This is a genomic window from Klebsiella sp. CN_Kp106, from assembly GCF_040064575.1.
GTDB lineage: Bacteria > Pseudomonadota > Gammaproteobacteria > Enterobacterales > Enterobacteriaceae > Klebsiella > Klebsiella michiganensis.
Map to the genome: position 1 here is coordinate 1 of NZ_JBEAIG010000012.1, position 17,805 is coordinate 17,805.

18 protein-coding genes are annotated in these 17,805 nt (G+C 55.0%); 5 read left to right on the forward strand and 13 right to left on the reverse strand.

Going from position 1 to position 17,805, the window contains the following annotated elements; genetic code table 11:
• Positions 1 to 239: 239 nt before the first annotated feature.
• The 8 genes from ABLU96_RS06975 to ABLU96_RS07010 all read right to left on the reverse strand — a co-directional run bounded on the left by ABLU96_RS06975 (position 240) and on the right by ABLU96_RS07010 (position 7,776).
• Complete coding sequence (locus tag ABLU96_RS06975; RefSeq protein ID WP_064406390.1) at positions 240 to 434, reverse strand: hypothetical protein; 195 nt, start codon at positions 432 to 434, stop codon at positions 240 to 242.
• Between the two features lie 10 nt (positions 435 to 444).
• The gene (gene urtE / locus ABLU96_RS06980) at positions 445 to 1,143 is read right to left on the reverse strand and encodes an urea ABC transporter ATP-binding subunit UrtE (protein WP_064406392.1); all 699 of its coding nucleotides are present in this window, start codon (positions 1,141 to 1,143) and stop codon (positions 445 to 447) included.
• Between the two features lie 9 nt (positions 1,144 to 1,152).
• Complete coding sequence (urtD, locus tag ABLU96_RS06985) at positions 1,153 to 1,950, reverse strand: urea ABC transporter ATP-binding protein UrtD (RefSeq protein ID WP_025105756.1); 798 nt, start codon at positions 1,948 to 1,950, stop codon at positions 1,153 to 1,155.
• Positions 1,950 to 3,023, reverse strand: a complete 1,074-nt coding sequence (gene urtC, locus ABLU96_RS06990; protein ID WP_014229497.1) for an urea ABC transporter permease subunit UrtC — start codon at positions 3,021 to 3,023, stop codon at positions 1,950 to 1,952. The genes urtD and urtC overlap by 1 nt, the downstream gene beginning before the upstream one ends.
• Positions 3,023 to 4,597: an urea ABC transporter permease subunit UrtB gene (gene urtB / locus ABLU96_RS06995; protein WP_348862404.1), complete on the reverse strand. Its 1,575-nt coding sequence runs from the start codon at positions 4,595 to 4,597 to the stop codon at positions 3,023 to 3,025. Before urtB ends, urtC begins: the two co-directional genes overlap by 1 nt.
• An 84-nt stretch (positions 4,598 to 4,681) precedes the next feature.
• Entirely contained in the window at positions 4,682 to 5,953 is a 1,272-nt protein-coding gene (gene urtA / locus ABLU96_RS07000) for an urea ABC transporter substrate-binding protein (RefSeq protein WP_014229499.1), read from the reverse strand.
• Between the two features lie 177 nt (positions 5,954 to 6,130).
• Positions 6,131 to 7,234, reverse strand: coding sequence for a cobalamin-independent methionine synthase II family protein (locus tag ABLU96_RS07005; protein WP_032719179.1), 1,104 nt, complete (start codon positions 7,232 to 7,234; stop codon positions 6,131 to 6,133).
• A 149-nt stretch (positions 7,235 to 7,383) separates the two neighbouring features.
• Positions 7,384 to 7,776, reverse strand: a complete 393-nt coding sequence (locus ABLU96_RS07010; RefSeq protein WP_049082190.1) for a rhodanese-like domain-containing protein — start codon at positions 7,774 to 7,776, stop codon at positions 7,384 to 7,386.
• 67 nt (positions 7,777 to 7,843) lie between these two features.
• Between ABLU96_RS07010 and ftrA the strand changes: the two genes are divergently transcribed.
• The 3 genes from ftrA to ABLU96_RS07025 all read left to right on the forward strand — a co-directional run bounded on the left by ftrA (position 7,844) and on the right by ABLU96_RS07025 (position 11,034).
• A complete protein-coding gene (ftrA, locus tag ABLU96_RS07015) occupies positions 7,844 to 8,854 on the forward strand; it encodes a transcriptional regulator FtrA (RefSeq protein WP_064377322.1) in 1,011 nt (336 codons plus the stop codon).
• 135 nt (positions 8,855 to 8,989) lie between these two features.
• Positions 8,990 to 9,085 (forward strand): protein MgtS, encoded by a 96-nt coding sequence (gene mgtS, locus ABLU96_RS07020; RefSeq protein WP_004102377.1) that lies wholly within the window; start codon positions 8,990 to 8,992, stop codon positions 9,083 to 9,085.
• Between the two features lie 494 nt (positions 9,086 to 9,579).
• Positions 9,580 to 11,034 (forward strand): DASS family sodium-coupled anion symporter, encoded by a 1,455-nt coding sequence (locus ABLU96_RS07025; RefSeq protein WP_064406395.1) that lies wholly within the window; start codon positions 9,580 to 9,582, stop codon positions 11,032 to 11,034.
• A gap of 180 nt (positions 11,035 to 11,214) precedes the next feature.
• Here the strand turns inward: ABLU96_RS07025 and ABLU96_RS07030 are convergent, their stop codons facing one another.
• Together ABLU96_RS07030 and ABLU96_RS07035 are read right to left on the reverse strand one after the other, a co-directional pair.
• The gene (locus ABLU96_RS07030; RefSeq protein WP_049083439.1) at positions 11,215 to 12,246 is read right to left on the reverse strand and encodes a methionine synthase; all 1,032 of its coding nucleotides are present in this window, start codon (positions 12,244 to 12,246) and stop codon (positions 11,215 to 11,217) included.
• 27 nt (positions 12,247 to 12,273) lie between these two features.
• A complete protein-coding gene (locus ABLU96_RS07035; protein ID WP_025105763.1) occupies positions 12,274 to 13,251 on the reverse strand; it encodes a DUF1852 domain-containing protein in 978 nt (325 codons plus the stop codon).
• 181 nt (positions 13,252 to 13,432) lie between these two features.
• Between ABLU96_RS07035 and ABLU96_RS07040 the strand changes: the two genes are divergently transcribed.
• Together ABLU96_RS07040 and iraP are read left to right on the forward strand one after the other, a co-directional pair.
• Complete coding sequence (locus ABLU96_RS07040; RefSeq protein ID WP_064406398.1) at positions 13,433 to 13,714, forward strand: hypothetical protein; 282 nt, start codon at positions 13,433 to 13,435, stop codon at positions 13,712 to 13,714.
• Between the two features lie 127 nt (positions 13,715 to 13,841).
• A complete protein-coding gene (iraP, locus tag ABLU96_RS07045; RefSeq protein ID WP_004851215.1) occupies positions 13,842 to 14,153 on the forward strand; it encodes an anti-adapter protein IraP in 312 nt (103 codons plus the stop codon).
• A gap of 188 nt (positions 14,154 to 14,341) precedes the next feature.
• On the opposite strand, the gene ABLU96_RS07050 is transcribed toward iraP, so the two are convergent.
• The 3 genes from ABLU96_RS07050 to ABLU96_RS07060 form a co-directional block, all read right to left on the reverse strand.
• On the reverse strand, positions 14,342 to 15,550 hold the full coding sequence (locus ABLU96_RS07050; protein WP_064406400.1) for a diguanylate phosphodiesterase: 1,209 nt from the start codon (positions 15,548 to 15,550) through the stop codon (positions 14,342 to 14,344).
• 236 nt (positions 15,551 to 15,786) lie between these two features.
• Complete coding sequence (locus tag ABLU96_RS07055; protein WP_064377314.1) at positions 15,787 to 16,221, reverse strand: GNAT family N-acetyltransferase; 435 nt, start codon at positions 16,219 to 16,221, stop codon at positions 15,787 to 15,789.
• Between the two features lie 386 nt (positions 16,222 to 16,607).
• Positions 16,608 to 17,678 (reverse strand): LacI family DNA-binding transcriptional regulator, encoded by a 1,071-nt coding sequence (locus ABLU96_RS07060; protein WP_064406403.1) that lies wholly within the window; start codon positions 17,676 to 17,678, stop codon positions 16,608 to 16,610.
• Positions 17,679 to 17,805: the final 127 nt, after the last annotated feature.

Genomic DNA, 17,805 nt, shown 5'->3' on the forward strand with positions numbered 1-17,805 from the left:
TCCATCGCCGTCTGCGAGCGGTAGCCCGGACAGATGCGCAGCATCGCCTCCGGGAAGCCATATCCAATGCGCCCTGTGGTGAGCTCCCCGAGGCGGCGCAAAGCGCCTTGCCCGGGCTACGAGTCCATCGCCGTGTGCGAGCGGTAGCCCGGACAGATGCGCAGCATCGCCTCCGGGAGCCATATCCAATGCGGCCTGTGGCGATCTCCCCGGGGGCGGCGCAAAGCGCCTTGCCCGGGCTACGGGTTCATCGCCGTGTGCGAGCGGTAGCCCGGACAGATGCGCAGCATCGCCTCCGGGAAATCATATCCAATGCGCCCTGTGGCGAACTCCCCGGGGGCGGCGCAAAGCGCCTTGCCCGGGCTACGGGCCAGCAGACTGCTGTATACCTGTAGCCCGGCTAAGCGCAGCGCGAGCCGGGGGGAGGCCGCCATCCGGGGCGAGTTAAATGGTGACCATCCCGCGGACCCCTTCGGCTTCCATATCGCCGCCGTTGCCCTGCTGGATAATCGCGCCGCGCGACATCACCAGATAGCGATCCGCCAGACCGGCGGCAAAATCATAAAACTGCTCGACCAGCAGAATCGCCATATCCCCGCGGTTCGCCAGCTGACGAATCACCTCGCCAATCTCCTTAATCACCGACGGCTGAATGCCCTCCGTCGGTTCATCAAGAATCAACAGCTGCGGACGGCTGGCCAGCGCGCGGCCAATGGCCAGCTGCTGCTGTTGCCCGCCGGAAAGATCGCCCCCGCGCCGCTGCTTCATGGTTTTCAGTACCGGAAACAGCTGATAAATCTCTTCCGGCACCGCGCGCGCGTCGCGGGCGGAAAAGCGGGACAGCCCCATCAGCAGATTCTCCTCAACCGTCAGGCGCGGAAAAATCTCCCGCCCCTGGGGCACGTAGGCGATCCCCGACTGCACCCGCTGGTGCGGTTTACGGTGGGTGATATTCTTCTCCTGCCACAGCACCTCGCCGCTGCGCGCCGGGATCAGCCCCATCAGGCACTTCAGCAAGGTGGTTTTCCCCACCCCGTTGCGCCCGAGCAGGCAGGTGATCTCGCCCTGGCGAGCGGCAAAATCCACTCCACGCAGGATATGGCTGCCGCCATAATATTGATGTAGTTGATTAACCTGTAACATCCGCGCTCCTTAGCGTCCGAGATAAACTTCAATCACCTGTTCGTTGGCCTGCACCTCGCGCAGCGACCCCTCCGCCAGCACCTGTCCTTGATGCAGCACCGTCACCCTGTCGGCGATGGTTTCGACAAAGCCCATATCATGCTCGACCACCATCAGCGAATGCTGCCCGGCAAGGGTGCGGAACAGCTCGGCGGTATATTCTGTCTCCGCATCGGTCATCCCGGCGGCGGGTTCGTCCAGCAGCAGCAGATGCGGCTCCTGCACCAGCAGCATGCCGATTTCCAGAAACTGCTTTTGCCCGTGCGACAGCAGCCCCGCCGGCCGATAGCGTTCGCCCTCCAGCCGCAGCAGGCGCAGGGTTTCGCTGATTCGGTCGGCCTGCTCGCTGTTCAGGCGCGCCCGCAGGCTGGCCCACACCGATTTATCACCTTTCATTGCCAGTTCGAGATTCTCTGCCACCGTCAGCGCCTCAAAGACCGTCGGTTTCTGAAACTTGCGCCCGATGCCCTGGCGGGCGATGGCGATGGGATCGAGGGTTGTTAAGTCCACCGACTGATCGTAAAGCGCCCTGCCGCTCTGCGGCCGGGTTTTGCCGGTGATGACGTCCATCAGGGTAGTTTTACCGGCGCCGTTCGGCCCAATCACGCAGCGTAGCTCGCCCACACCAATCTGCAGCGACAGGTTGGTCAACGCCTGAAAACCGTCAAAGTTGACGTTAATCTCTTCCAGCTGCAGTACCGGATCGGTCTGCTCGCGAAAGCGGTCCGTCGGCAGCTGGCGGGTAAATAGCTCTTCATCCAATGGCATCAGCGATCTCCTTTACGCAGCAGGCCGATAACGCCACGCGGTAAAAACAGCGTCACGATAATAAAAATCAGTCCCAGAAAGAGCTGCCAGTACTCCGGCATCGCCACGGTAAAGTAGCTTTTCGCGCCGTTGACCAGCCCCGCGCCGAGCACCGGGCCGATTAAGGTTCCGCGACCGCCGAGCGCCACCCAGATGGCCGCTTCGATAGAGTTGGTCGGCGACATTTCGCTGGGGTTGATGATCCCGACCTGCGGCACGTACAGCGCCCCCGCCAGGCCGCACAGTACGGCGGAAAGGGTCCATACCAGCAGCTTAAAGCCGCGCGGGTCGTAGCCGCAGAACATCAGGCGGTTTTCAGCATCGCGCACCGCCGTCAGCACGCGGCCAAATTTGCTTTGCGCCAGCAAATAGCCAATCCACAGGGTGAGCAACAGCAGCAGTACCGTGGCCATAAACAGAGCCGCCCGCGTGCTGATGGCGGTAACGGAGAAACCGAGCAGCGTGGTAAAGCCGGTAAAACCGTTGTTACCGCCAAAGCCGGTTTCGTTACGGAAAAACAGCAGCATCCCGGCGTAGGTGAGCGCCTGGGTCATAATCGAAAAATAGACGCCTTTGATTTTCGAGCGGAAGGCAAACCAGCCGAAAACCAGCGCCAGCAGGCCGGGCACCAGCACCACCAGCAGCATAGCCCAGGCGAAATGCTGGGTGCCCCACCAGAACCACGGCAGCTCGCTCCACGACAAAAACGACATAAAGGCCGGCAATCCGTCGCCCGCCGCCTGGCGCATCAGGTACATGCCCATGGCGTAGCCGCCGAGAGCAAAAAAGATCCCATGGCCAAGCGAGAGCATCCCGGCATAGCCCCAGACCAAATCCAGCGCCACGGCGACAATGGCGTAGCAGAGTATCTTGCCGGTCAGCGTCAGCAGCCAGGTGGAGACCGCCAGCGGATGCGTGGCGGGCAGCAGCGCCAGAAACGGCATACTTAGCAGGCCCAGCAGTAGCAGCACGCCGAACCAGCGCAGCGGGCGCGGCGCTTTGCGCGCCAGCGTTAAGGTAATAGGTTGGCTCATCAGTCAATAACCCTCCCTTTGAGGGCGAACAGTCCCTGGGGACGTTTCTGGATAAACAGGATAATCAAGACCAGAATCAGGATCTTACCCAGCACGGCTCCCATCTGCGGTTCAAGGATTTTGTTAAAGATGCCAAGACCAAACGCCGCCGCCACGCTGCCCGCCAACTGACCAACGCCGCCGAGCACCACCACGAGGAAGGAGTCGATAATGTAGCCCTGGCCCAGCTCGGGCCCGACGTTACCGAGCTGCGACAGCGCGACGCCGCCCAGCCCCGCGATCCCCGAACCGAGGCCAAACGCCAGCATATCGACCCGTCCGGTCGGCACGCCGCAGCAGGCCGCCATCGCGCGGTTTTGCGTCACCGCCCGCACGTTCATCCCTAGCCGGGTCTTGTTCAGCGTCAGCCAGGTAAAGAGCAGCACCAGCAGCACGAAAACCAGTACCGCCAGACGGTTCCACGGCAGGATGAGATTCGGCAGAACCTGCACGCCGCCGGAGAGCCATGCCGGATTGGCGACCTCAACGTTCTGCGCGCCAAACAGCATGCGCACCAGCTGGATCAGCATCAGGCTGATCCCCCATGTGGCGAGCAGCGTCTCAAGCGGGCGCCCGTAGAGATGACGGATCACGGTGCGTTCCAGCACCATACCGATACCGCCGGTGATCAGGAACGCCACCGGCAGCGCAATCAGCGGATAGAAGGCCAGCCACTGCGGCGCCAGCTGCGCCAGCGCCTGCTGAACCAGCCAGCAGCTGTAGGCGCCAATCATCAGCATCTCACCGTGGGCCATATTGATCACCCCGAGCAGACCGTAGGTGATGGCCAGACCGAGCGCGGCGAGCAGCAGGACAGAACCGAGGGAGAGGCCCATAAAAGCCTGGCCGAGAAGATCGCCCAGCAGCAGACGGTGCTGGATTTTACTCAGGCTCTCCTGGGCCGCCGCGCGAATCGCCGGGTCCGGCTCATGCCGGGCATCGGTATACGGCGTCAGCAGCGCCTGGGTTTCCGGGTCACCGGAGTGGCCGAGCAGCGCGATGGCCGCCAGCCGCAGTGCGGGCTGAGGACTGACAAGCTGTAAACGGGCCAGCGCAATTTCCAGCTGCGACTTCACCGCGCCGTCGGTTTCCGCCGTCAGACGCTGCTGTAACAGCCCCGCCATCTCAGGCGTCGCTTCGCGCTGCAGGGTTTTCGCCGCCGCGGCCCTTTCCGTGACGTTGTCACTAACCAGGAGATGCGTCGCCAGCGCGCCTGCCGCCAGGTTACGCAGGCGGTTGGTCAGGCGCACCGGTTTTGTTGGGCCGACGGGCGCCGGAACCGCGCCCAGCGCCAGCAGGCTGTCGCCCTGTTTGCTGAACGCATGACCGCCGCTATCAGATTGCAATGTTTCACTTTTCAGCGCCCGCAGCAGCGGTAAACGCGGCGCTTCGGGCGCGGCGGCCCACTGTACCAGCAGCTGAGCCTGCTGGCTGCGATTGGCCGCCACAAAATCGTCGGCGTCCGCTGCCTGCGCCCGCCACGGTATCAAGACCATCAGCAGCGCGAAGTAACACATGAGGCGTAATGCGTTCATGGTCGTTCTCCTTTTCGGGGAAATCCGGGCTTCGGGCCCGGAAGACTGAATCATTCCCCCCGGCGCAGCGCCGGGGTCTAACGCTTAGTTGCTGACGGTTTTAACCGGGTGATCCGGCTTTTTATCATTCCCGGCAATCCACGGGCTCCACGGCTGGGCGCGTACCGGCTCTTCGGTCTGCCAGACCACGTTAAACTGGCCGTTGCTTTCGATTTCGCCAATCATTACCGGCTTGTGCAGGTGATGGTTGGTGGCATCCATGGTCAGGGTAAAGCCTGACGGCGCCTTGAAGGTTTGGCCGGCCATGGCATCACGCACCTTGTCGACATCGGTCGATCCTGCTTTCGTCACCGCCTGCGCCCACATGTGCAGGCCAACCCAGGTCGCTTCCATCGGGTCATTGGTTACCACGGTATCGGCGTTTGGCAGCTTGTGGGCTTTGGCGTAAGCGCGATAGTCGGCAACAAACTGTTTGTTGGTTGGGTTATCGACGGACTCGAAGTAGTTCCACGCCGCGAGGTTGCCCACCAGCGGTTTAGTATCAATCCCGCGCAGCTCCTCCTCGCCCACGGAAAAGGCTACCACCGGCACGTCCGTCGCTTTCAGCCCCTGATTAGCCAGCTCTTTATAGAACGGAACGTTGGAATCACCGTTGATGGTAGAGACCACCGCGGTTTTACCGCCGGCGGAGAACTTCTTGATATTGGCGACGATAGTCTGATAGTCGCTATAGCCGAACGGGGTATAGACCTCTTCGATGTCTTTATCCTGAATGCCTTTGGCGTGCAGGAAAGCGCGGAGAATTTTGTTGGTGGTGCGCGGGTAGACGTAGTCGGTACCGAGCAGGAAGAAGCGTTTCGCCCCGCCGCCGTCTTCGCTCAGCAGGTATTCCACCGCCGGAATCGCCTGCTGGTTTGGCGCCGCGCCGGTGTAGAAGACGTTCGGCGACATCTCTTCGCCTTCATACTGTACCGGGTAGAAGAGCAGACCGTTCAGCTCTTCAAATACCGGCAGAACCGATTTGCGCGATACGGAGGTCCAGCAGCCGAACACCGCCGCCACCTTATCCTGCGTCAGCAGTTGACGCGCTTTTTCGGCAAACAGCGGCCAGTTTGATGCCGGATCTACCACTACCGGTTCCAGTTTTTTACCCAGCACGCCGCCTTTGGCGTTGATGTCATCGATAGCCATCAGGGCGACATCTTTCAGCGGGGTTTCAGAAATCGCCATCGTCCCGGAAAGCGAGTGCATAATGCCGACTTTAATGGTGTCGGCGGCATAAACCTGTAAGGAGAAGCCCATGCTAATAACAGAGGCGGAGAGAGCAAAAGCTTTTAATAGTGTTCGACGCTGCATGTGTGTCACTCCTGAATAGCGCAAAAACAAAAAAATGAATTAACGACTCACCGGAAGTGATAAGGCAAAAACGATGCCAGGTTGTGAAAGCGTCTGAAAGCGCGGCAGAATACGGGGAAAATAAAGGCGGGTGCACAGCGTTGCCTTAAAATAGTGCAACGCTGCGCTATGGAGAGATTACCAGACCTGCGCGGCGATGCCGGTGACCAGGCGGACTTTATCCCACTGCTGGGCTTCGGTCAGAGAGTTACCCTCTTCGGTGGAAGCAAAACCGCACTGCGGGCTGAGGCAAATTTGCGCCAGCGGGACGTACTGCGCCGCCTCCTGCAGACGAGCCTTCACCCCTTCCGGGTTTTCCAGCTCCCCGTTTTTAGTGGTGATCAGGCCCAGTACCACCTGCTGATGGCCGGGGCGAACGTAGCGCAGCGGCGCGAAGTCGCCGGAACGGTCATTGTCATATTCGAGGAAGAACGCGTCGATGTTAACGCCGCCGAACAGCACTTCCGCAACCGGCTCGTAGCCGCCCTCGGAGATCCAGGTCGAGCGGAAGTTACCGCGACACACGTGCAGGCCAACGGTCAGATCCTCCGGCTTCCCTTCCAGGGCCTTATTCAGAACGCGGGCATAAATGCGCGCCAGCTCATCCGGGTCTTCGCCGCGCTCGCGCACCTGCTGTCGCTGCTCATCGGAGCAGAGGTAGGCCCAGACGGTGTCATCAAGCTGTAAATAGCGGCAGCCCGCATCGTAGAAGGCGCGAATGGCATCGCGCCAGGTGGTTGCCAGGTCATCGAAATAGTCGGCGAGATCCGGATACACCGTCGCGTCGATATCTTTCCGGCCGCCGCGGAAGTGCAGCACGCTCGGGCTGGGAATGGTCATCTTCGGCTGAGCGCTGCCGCTGATGCTCTTCAGATAACGAAAATCTTCCAGCATCGGGTGATCGCCAAAGGCCAGTTTACCGGTGACGCGAACGCCGTGCGCTTTGGTCTGTACCCCGTTGAACTGAATGCCCTTTTCTGAATCGTAGCGCTCAACGCCCTGTAGTCCGTCAAAGAAATCAAAGTGCCACCACGCGCGGCGGAACTCACCGTCGGTGACCACATGCAGCCCGCACTCGCACTGCTGCTGCACCAGAACGCGAATCGCCTCATTTTCTATCTGCCGCAGCTGCTGCGCGTCGATGGTGCCGGCGGCCAGCTGCTGACGGGCCTGTTTGATGGCGTCCGGACGTAAAAAGCTGCCGACAATATCTGCGCGGAACGGGGCCTGATGACGTTGCATGGTGTCTCCTTAGCGGCGGGCAAAGTTAATTACCCACCGTGATAGTTCATTATTTGAATTTATAGACTTCTGGATGGCTATATGTCCAGATACTGGCATGCAGAGGTTTCATCGGCAAACGACAATATTTCATGGCACATGAAATAAATTCACTTTGCGAAAGGCAACCCTTCATCTTCCCAGCCGCTCAGGCCGCCGAGCATCATTTTTACCGGGCGCCCCAGCAGAGCCAGCTTCATGGCGGCGACGTCCGCCCCGTTGCAGTGCGGCCCGGCGCAGTAGACCACAAACAGCGTGTCATCAGGCCACTGCGCCATTCTGGTTTCATCAATTTGTCGGTGCGGTAAATGCAGGGCGCCCGGGAGATGACGACGGGCAAAGGTTTCTTCACTGCCGACGACGTGCAGCAGAACAAAATCCACTTCTCCTTCGCGCATCGCGCTGTAGACATCGGCGCAGTCGGTCTCGAGGCTTAGCTTATGACGAAACCAGGCGGCGGCGTCGGTAGAACTGGCGGGGGCAATAGCGGTTACAACACTCATGGCATCTTCTCCTTGTCTGTGATACCACTACTTTAATTAACCGCCTGCGCGACATCTGCCGAGAACCATGACTGAAAACGCTGAAATCCTGACAATTCCATCCGTGACGTTGTCACGCCATCGGGTTGTTGCCCTCGCCTACGATGGCCTGTGTACCTTTGAATTTGGCGTCACCGTTGAGATCTTCGGCCTGCCGCGCCCGGAGATGGGCGAACGATGGTATCGCTTTGCCGTGGCCGCCGTCGACGACGGTGAGCTGCGGGCAACCGGCGGAATTCGGCTCATGACCGACGGCGGTATGGCGCTGTTAGGCGAAGCGGACACCATCGTGGTGCCCGGCTGGCGCGGTATTGACTCCCCCGTGCCGCCAGCGCTGTGCGAGGCGCTGGTCGCCGCCCATGCGCGAGGCTGCCGGATAATTTCTATCTGCTCCGGGGTTTTCGTTCTGGCCGCGGCCGGGCTGCTGAACGGCCGCCAGGCGACCACCCACTGGCGCTATACCGACCAGCTGCGGGCGCGGTTTCCGCGCATTGAGGTGATCGATGACGTGCTGTACGTCGGCGCCGAAGGCGTCATGACCTCCGCAGGCAGCGCCGCGGGTATCGATTTATGTTTGCACCTGGTGCGCGAGGACTTCGGCGTCGAAGCGGCGAATCTTGTCGCCCGACGGTTAGTGGTTTCCCCCCATCGCGACGGCGGGCAGGCGCAGCAGATTGTTCGCCCGGTGGCCAAAGCGCGGGAGAGCCAGAGGCTGGGGCAATTATTTGATTTTCTGCACCAGAATCTCGCCGCTGGCCACACCGTGGCCTCGCTGGCGGAAAGAGCCGGCATGGGGCAGCGCACGTTTTTACGCCGTTTCGAAGACGCTACCGGCAAAACCCCCGCCCGCTGGCTGCTTGACGAGCGCCTTCAGCGCGCCACGCAGCACTTAACCCACAGCCGGCTGAGCGTTGAGCAGATTGCCGAGCTTTGCGGTTTCTCAAATGCCAGCACCCTGCGCCATCACTTCCGCCAGCAGTTTGCCCTTAGCCCGTTGCAGTACAGGAAAAGCGCGCTGGCGGGTAAAAAGGGAGAGTGATTCACATGGATAATAGTCACGCTGGGCAATTTGTTAAGCGTTTGTTTAGATTAGTCGGGTTAAGATGTATCCAACAACCGTAAACCCGTTCAATGAGGACAACATAGCGCATAGCAAAACTAATGGAGGTTAATCATGCTGGGAAATATGCATGTATTTATGGCAGTTCTGGGAACCATTCTGTTCTTTGGATTTCTTGCCGCTTACCTGAGCCACAAATGGGATGACTGATGAACGACGATAATCCCCATCCGTAAACGCCCCCTGCTGCCGATGCACCAGGGGGCGTTCTGCTTTTGGTTTGCAGGACTTCAATAGACCCCTGACTGTCACTCAAATCTGTTTCACTGTCCGTATTTTAGCTTCAGTGATAAAGCGCCCGTCCCCAGCGAACGCTCAATTTTTTGGCGGTAATCATTCCGGCACACGACGGCTCTAATAAAAATATTCACTTCATCTCATCAAAAATAGTCATGATGTTCTTTCTGATATCAAAGCCGATCGCGCAACGATATCTAAACCGATGCAGAGTATCCATATTTTTCCCAGCGCAACAATGTTAATTCAAGCCAATACAACCACACAAAACAAATGGATAAACATGGAATTTCTGGGCAATAGCATTGCTTGAAGCGAAATCAATTTTGTCTGCAGACCAATAATTGATTTACATCAATGCGGATAATTACACCAGGCCTAAAGATGGGCGAAAAAGAGGGCATCAGATGAACAATTCTAATAATACCATTGACGTTAAATTAGCATTTCCTCTGCGGAAGGGAGTAATTACTTTATTATTTGGAATAATACTCTGGTTTATTCCGCCACCGTCAGGTCTTTCTGCTAATGCATGGCATATGTTTGCAATATTTGCGACCACTATCTTTGCGATTATCCTGAAAGTCATGCCGATGGGGGCAGTCACTATGATTGCGCTCATCTTTTCTGCACTTACCGGCGTTACTCCGCTTTCAGCAAAGGGGGAGACGGTCGGTGCGCTTTCTGGTTTTGCTAATGCGACGATCTGGTTGATTGGTATAGCAATGTTTATTTCGCGTGCTGTTATTAAAACCGGACTCGGAAGGCGCGTTGCTCTATGGTTTATCTCTAAATGTGGCTCGAACATGCTTGGTGTGGCCTATGGTCTCGCGCTCTCCGATCTCGTACTTGGCCCAGGTATCCCCTCCGCGTCGGCCCGCGGGGGTGGAATTATGTATCCCATTACTCAGTCTATTGCCACTGCGTATAATTCAGAGCCAGGCGCTACAGCAAGAAGGGCCGGGGCTTTTCTGATGATCTGTGTGTCACAAATAGATGCCATCGTCTGCACGATGTTCCTGACCGCAATGGCGGGAAACCCGTTAATCGCTGAGCTGGCCAGAAGCCAGGGTATAGAAATTAGCTGGACGACCTGGTTTGTTGGGGCGATCGTTCCCGGTATTGCTTCACTGATCCTCATTCCTTTAACCATTTACTTTATATACCCGCCACAGTTGAAAAAAACGCCAGAAATTCCAGGCATTGCCCGAGAAGAATTAAAAAAAATGGGTCCTATGTCTTTGGCTGAAAAAATCCTGGCTTTCGATTTCATGTTATTGATTCTTCTATGGACCGTAGGTGACATTTTCTTTTCTATTCCCGCGACACTTTCGGCCTTTATTGGTCTGGCAATACTTCTGCTGTCAAACATTATGTCATGGAAAAATATTATAGAAGAGAAAACAGCATGGGATACAATGTTCTGGTTTGCCGTACTAGTGATGATGGCGAATGCTCTGAATAAGTATGGAATGATATCATGGATATCAAAAGGGATTGTAGGATATGTCAGCCATTTTGAATGGCTGACCGTATTCTTAATGCTGGTACTCATTTACTTCTATACCCGCTATTTTTTCGCGTCAGCAATGGCTCATATTTCTGCGATGTATCTGGCATTTCTTGCCGTCGCAATTTCCGTCGGTGCGCCGCCGCTATTTGCAGCTCTCGTGCTCGGCTATACTTCTAACCTCTCTATGGGGTTGACTCAGTATTCCGGCGGACCGGGTCCAGCACTGTTTGGCTCAGGTTACAACTCAACCGGGCAATGGTGGGGAGTGAGTTTTGTGGTTTCGATTGTATCGATTCTAATATGGCTGTTACTTGGTGGGGCATGGATGAAGGCTATCGGATATTGGTAGCCGATAGCCTGCCGTCAACATTATTTTTCCCGGGTTTAAGCAAGAGCCCGGGAAATTCACAGAATGGTAAAATTAAGCGCAGAACATCCAGTCAGCGTCCACGACTGGATATTGTTTTATTTCTACACTGACGTTGATGCTTGATTTTCCTGTCTTCGCCGGGATTAAAAATAATGAGAACTATTTACCCAGAAGCTCCCTGCGGATAATTTCCGCCCCGGCGCTTAGCGCATTGAGCTTGCCGCTCGCCACCGGACGCGATAGCGGCGCCATGCCGCAGTTGGTTGAAGGATAAAGCTTATCGGCATCCACAAACTGCAGCGCTTTACGTAAGGTCGCGGCGACTTCCTCCGGCGTTTCGATCGCATTGGTCGCCACGTCGATGGCTCCAACCATCACTTTTTTTCCGCGAATCAGTTCAAGCAGATCCATGGGAACACGTGAGTTATGACATTCCAGCGAGATGATATCGATGCTGGAGGTTTGCAGCTTAGGAAACGCTTCTTCATATTGTCGCCACTCTGTTCCCAGGGTCTTTTTCCAGTCGGTATTCGCTTTGATGCCGTATCCATAGCAGATATGTACCGCAGTTTCGCATTTTAGCCCTTCAACGGCTCTTTCTAAGGCCGCGATGCCCCAATCATTAACCTCATCAAAAAACACATTAAAGGCTGGCTCATCAAACTGAATAATGTCGACGCCGGCGGCCTCCAGTTCCCTGGCTTCCTGATTAAGTATCTTCGCAAACTCCCAGGCCAGTTTTTCGCGGCTCTTATAGTGATTGTCATAGAGCGTATCAATCATGGTCATGGGACCCGGCAGCGCCCACTTAATCGGCTGGCTGGTGAGCTGACGTAAAAAACGCGCATCTTCGACAAAAACGGGTTTTTGACGCTCGACGGCGCCCACGACGGTCGGAACGCTCGCATCATAGCGATTACGGATTTTAACGACTTCGCGTTTTTCAAAATCGACGCCGCTGAGGTGCTCAATAAACGTAGTAACAAAGTGCTGACGGGTTTGCTCGCCATCGCTGACGATGTCGATACCGGCGCGCAGTTGGTCAAATAAGGACAGGCTCAGCGCGTCTTTTTTCCCGGCAATTAACTCTTCATTCTGCAGTTTCCATGGGGACCACAGTTTCTCCGGCTCTGCAAGCCAGGACGGTTTCGGTAAGCTGCCGGCTGTTGAAGTGGGTAATAATTTTGTCATTATCGATAGCCTTATATATGCGATGTCTTAAAGAGCGTAATGAGCAGACCATTGCTGCAGAATATTTTTATACGGTTTAATAAAGTGCTCTTCGGTAAACTTCCCCTGCTCTACCGCCAGCTGGCTGCGCTCTTCACGATCGTAAACAATTTTGGTTAATGAATGGTCCTGATGATGCAGATCGGGCTGATAGCAGAGTCCTGCGGCAGAGTTGGCGTTGTAGATCTCCGGGCGGTATATCTTCTGGAACGTCTCCATCGTGCTGATGGTGCTAATCAGCTCAAGGCTCGTGTAATCGCTCAGCAAATCCCCTGAGAAATAAAAGGCCAAAGGCGCAACGCTGTTTTTCGGCATAAAGTAGCGAACCTTCAGGCCCATTTTGCCAAAATATTGCTCAGTCAACGATGAACCCTCTGGCCGGTATTCGAGCCCCAGGACAGGATGTTGATTTCCGGTCTGGTGATAGGTGTCTTTGCTGGAGACGCTAAGGCAAATGACCGGTGATTTTTTGAAATTGGCCTTGTACTCCGCTGAATTGACGAAATGTTTAAATATGTTGCCGTGCAAATCGCCGAATCCTTCCGGAAGGCTAAAACCTGCGCGTCCTTTATTATGGTCTAACAGCAATACGCTAAAGTCGTAGTCGCGAACGTACGAAGAGAAATTATTGCCAACGATACCCTCAATACGTTCATCGGTCTTTTTATCAATAATGCTGGTTTGCAATATTTCAATTACCGGAAAGGTATCGCCGGTGGCGCTGATATTCATTTCGGCTGAAATAATTTCCAGCGCAACGGCATAGCGATCGCCTTTGGGGTTATCCCAGTGCGCCAGCGTATTGAAACGATTGTCAATCATGACTAAGGTATTGCGCAGATTCTCCTGGCGATTTTCCCCTCTTGCTAAATTAGCAAAGTTGGTTGTAATACGCGTATTTTCTGAGGGGTTATAGTTTTCATCAAAGAGAGTGCGTTTAATAGTAAAGGTAAATTGTTGATTCATCGCAGATGTGCATCCTAAGTTCTGAGATAAAAACTGCAGTCCTTTCTGATGGTTGCAGGCTGGCGCAGGCTTCCATAAGCAGTCTTCATCTTCATATTATCTATATCGAATACAGCATGTTATGCCAGAGCCATTAGATGAGTGAAAGCGAGTTAATTTCATTACAACATGAGCCATATTCATGGTCTGGCGTCAGCCCATGCTGTATCTCGTTGGACAGAGCCAGCCGCTCTTGCCAACGAGCTTGTCCTCCCGGTTAAACATCCGCACATTTTCCTGTCGCCTGTATGAGTTGATGCTGAAGCAAGAAATATCAGAGGTCGGCCAGGCTAAACACGACCTCAAGCCTGGCGTCTTTCTTTTCAACAACCGCACTCTTCATGCTCCTTTGCGCTCTGTCGGGCGCGATCGTTGGAGGAATATGGAAGTGGGACCGGCGCGTTTTCATGCTTTACTTTGGTGATGTCCAAAACCTGACTAACGCTACCGATATTTTTTCTGGCATATTTATGTTCTATGGTTAATTCGGATTATCAACAGCGAATATAGCCATCAACAACCCGCTCTAACTTATTGATTTGAGGGATACAATGAATAATGTCATTCTCAGCATAATTGCTAAAATTTCCGCCATGGATGCCGAAAGTAAGCAGCTAGCTGCCCAGGTCGAGGCGCAGTCTTTGCTCATTAGCGCGCTGATGCTCGCTATCGGCAAGGAAGGCGGCGTCGCGGAATTAGTTAGCAGCGTAACGAAAGCGATAAATTCAGTACTGGAATCATCTGAAGACGTTCTGAAGACGGACGCAGAACTGCTTCTGACCAAGTTTCAGGAACAAATAGCGCTCACGCAGTTGATAAGCACCCACGAAGATGAAATCAGTCATGACAGGCTAGATGATTAACAAGGGTCAGTCTGTTATAGATTGGGAATATGCAGGGCTTGCGGTTAGTCATGAGCTTACCGGCCATCAGCAACTATTGGCCGGTTCAGCTTCAGAAAATAGGGATACTCCAGGCGGAATACGCAATGTCTACTCGCCTGCGCTGCTGCCGGAGGCAAACCGCTCGGTACATTAAGGCAAATCAGGCTTCACTTTTCCCCAGGCCAGCGTATGTCACCGACGCCGTTGACTTTCGGCATGGCAAATAAAAAGCCCTGGAAGCGTTTAATACCCGCAGATTCGAGCCAGCACCACTCCTCTATCCGCTCTATGCCTTCGGCAACCACCGCAATCTCAAGTTCACGGCAGCAGTTGATAATCGATCTTACCACCGCTTGTTTAGGGCCGCTCTGATGGATATCGGTAATAATCTCGCGGTCGATTTTAACTTTATCAGGCTGAATTTTTGTCAACAACGAGAGTCCAGCATAACCGGCGCCAAAGTCATCAATTGCCAGCCCCATACCAGAGACGCGCAGTTTTTTTATCGCGCTGCTGAACTGGCTAAAACCGGAGATCATTTCATCTTCCGTCACCTCCACGATCACCTGTTCGGGTTCAAGACCCTGTTTTTTTATTTCCTGCAACAGGTATTCAATGGCATCAGGAATAACAACCAGAGACATCGGAAGGATATTAATGGATATTTTATGGTCGCCAATATTGATTTCTTTCGCCAGGGCAAAGGCAACTGATTTCGCTTTGAGATCAACTTCATAACGTTGCTCTGGCGGAATCGAGGCAAAGAAATTGGCGGGACTACCGCCGTCTTTATCACGAATAAGTGCTTCAAGCGAAGTGATATTCCCGGCCAACGGTTCGATAATGGGCTGGAAAGCAAACTGACAGCATTGACCGGCAAAAAACGATTCTTGCGGCGCATGAAATGCATGTTTACGCGAATGAAGCGACCATTTGTCAGGCCGTAAAAAGGGTGACGGCGCGACATCGCTTTTTTGACTGATAAAAGTATGGATAAATTTATAGACGCGCTCTTCGGTGGAAAGATAACCTTTCAGTTGGCTAAGCTGGCGAACCTTTGTCAGGACGTCAGCGGTTTGCAGTTTATTCAGGTCAAAAAACATCATCCCTACGTTTTCAAAGCGCCGGCGCGGCGCGTAATCACGCATCAGCTCGACAACCTGATGGTGGCGATCGTCTTGCTTGATCGTGCTGAATAGCTGCTCAAGCACGCACTCATCCCCCTCAAGTATCTGAAGGTAAACATTATCTTTTAAAAGAAGTATGCCCGTAATCCCGCGTGCTGCGTTCTCAGCATTCGCTTTTTCAACCAGCAGTATGAGATCGGTTTCTTGTGTTAAATGCATCTGACTTCTGTAAATCAGAGTTGTCAGCATAATCCCATCCAGATGTTTGCCAGGAGAATGGAACTGTGTAACACAGTTTACCCTTTTAACCCAGGCTATCTGTCATAATTAACTGGACCGGCTGTAGCCGACTAAGTTTATCCGATTATTTACGGCAGCAACCGGCAAGGGCCAGCGAAATAATCCTCAGCGGCCGGGTAATGGCATTGATTCATTCAGCAGCCATTTAAACCGTTTGGTAAATGCGTTTTTTTAAGAGGTATTTACTAGCCAACAAATCCCTGCTCGCGCATACGCGCTATCGCCTCTTCGCTGGCGCAGACCATGCCCGTGGTCAGCGTTTCAAAACCAAAGCGGCGATAAAAGCCGACTTTATCCACCACCGAGTAGATGAAGGTTTTGCCGAACGGCCGCAGCCGCTCGCTGACCGATTGCATCAGCTGCTGCCCGTACCCCTTTCCCTGACAGCGCGGGTGCACCGCGACATCCGCCAGATAGCTGCACCAGGTCAGGTCGCTAATCGCCCGGGCAACGGCAATAAGCTGCCCGTTTTCATAGCCAAACCAGCAAAAGGTACTATGGCGAAACGCGCGCTCCACCAGCGCGACGTCCCGCTGATTGAGACCTGCGGCGGCGATAATCTCCGCCACCGTCTGCCAGTCAACCGAGTCTACGTGCTCTTTATCTTTTAATATCATCATGACGTTGCCTTTCACTCGCCTGCTTTGGCTTTCAGCATAGCCGAATGGCGCTAAAAAAAGCGCGCCCTGCCGCCCCCGGTCAACAGCATTTTATGCTGGATAAAAAAGTATAAGCCGGGGAAATTTTCTGACACCGCGGCGTGAAAACAGCGCATTTATGCTTAGCAGCGGCGAGTAATCGACCTACTGGCAGAATTAAATAAAATAACGCCATATTCCAACGACCGAAAACGGGCAAAAAAAAACCGCCATGTGACTGGCGGTGAATGAATGCTTGCATGGATAGATTGTGTTTTGCATTTTTACGTTCAGGGCATAACCCCCTGAGTACGCTTGTCCGATAAGCTATCACGCGCAACATCAATGAAAGCTAAACGGACTGTTGCTTACAGCTTTTCCACCAGCGCTTTGATCTGCGCGACAAGACCCTCTTTCTTCTCCTGCGTGGCGCCCGCGCAGGGCCAGGTGGATTGGCGGATAATCAGGCGCGTCGGCAGCAGCTCGCGGATCTTCATCTGCGGAGCGGCCATGAGCTGAATGAGCAGTTCTACTGCCCGCTTCCCGAGAACATTAAAATCCTGGGCGACGGTGGTCAGCGGCGGCTGGAAATAGAGGCTGTCCGCGGTATCGTCATAACCGGTGACCGAGATCGCCTGGCTGCCGGTGCGGTTAAGCTGCGCCAGCGCGCTAAGCACTCCAAGCGCCATCTGATCGTTAGCCACCACGATGGCGCTAATGCGCGGATGATGATGCAGGAGCTCAAACGTTTTGTTCCAGCCGCTGGCGGCGCTCCAGTCGCCAAACACCGTCACCGCATTACTGACGCCCAGCCGATGCAGCGCCTCGCGCCAGCTGCTCAATCGCATGCGCGCGGAGACCGAGCTCTCCGGCCCGGCCAGCAGGCCGAACTCCCGGTGCCCGGCGTCCCAGAGATGCCGCACGCACGCGCCGCAGCCGTCGCGATGATCGAAACGCACGCAGCACACGTCGGTCTCCGGCGAAACATCAAGAAACATGCAGGCGATATCGGGGTTTTCCACCACCAGCCGCTCCGCGAGGCTGCTTTCGAGAGGCAGGCTGATAATCGCGCCGCGAATATGCTGGGCGCGAAACTCATTAAGCCGCGCCTGCAGCGACGGATAGTCGACCTGCACCGGCATCGCAATCGAGACCTCAAGCTGATGCAGACCGGCGTAGCTTTTCACCGCCGCGGCGATTTGTGAAGGCGCGTGCAGCGTCAGCGAAGCGGTTATCAGCCCAATCGACGGCGCGGATTTCCCCGCCAGCAGCTGAGCGGAACGGTTCGGTACGTAGCGCAGCGCCTGCATCGCGCGGATGACCTTATCGCGGGTTCGTTCAGACACCACGTCCGGATTATTCAGCACCCGGGAGACCGTCTGCTGAGACACGCCGGCCTCGCGGGCCACATCGTCAAGCGTTGCCAGGCGACGCTGCATAGTGCACTCCTTCTGAATCAAAACCTCAATGTCGTCCGCTAACATTTTATGTTTAAAAGACGACAAAAATCAGCTGTTTTTCCAGCTTTTCGTGATCGCCAGTGGGTTTCATTTTCGCCAATATTGC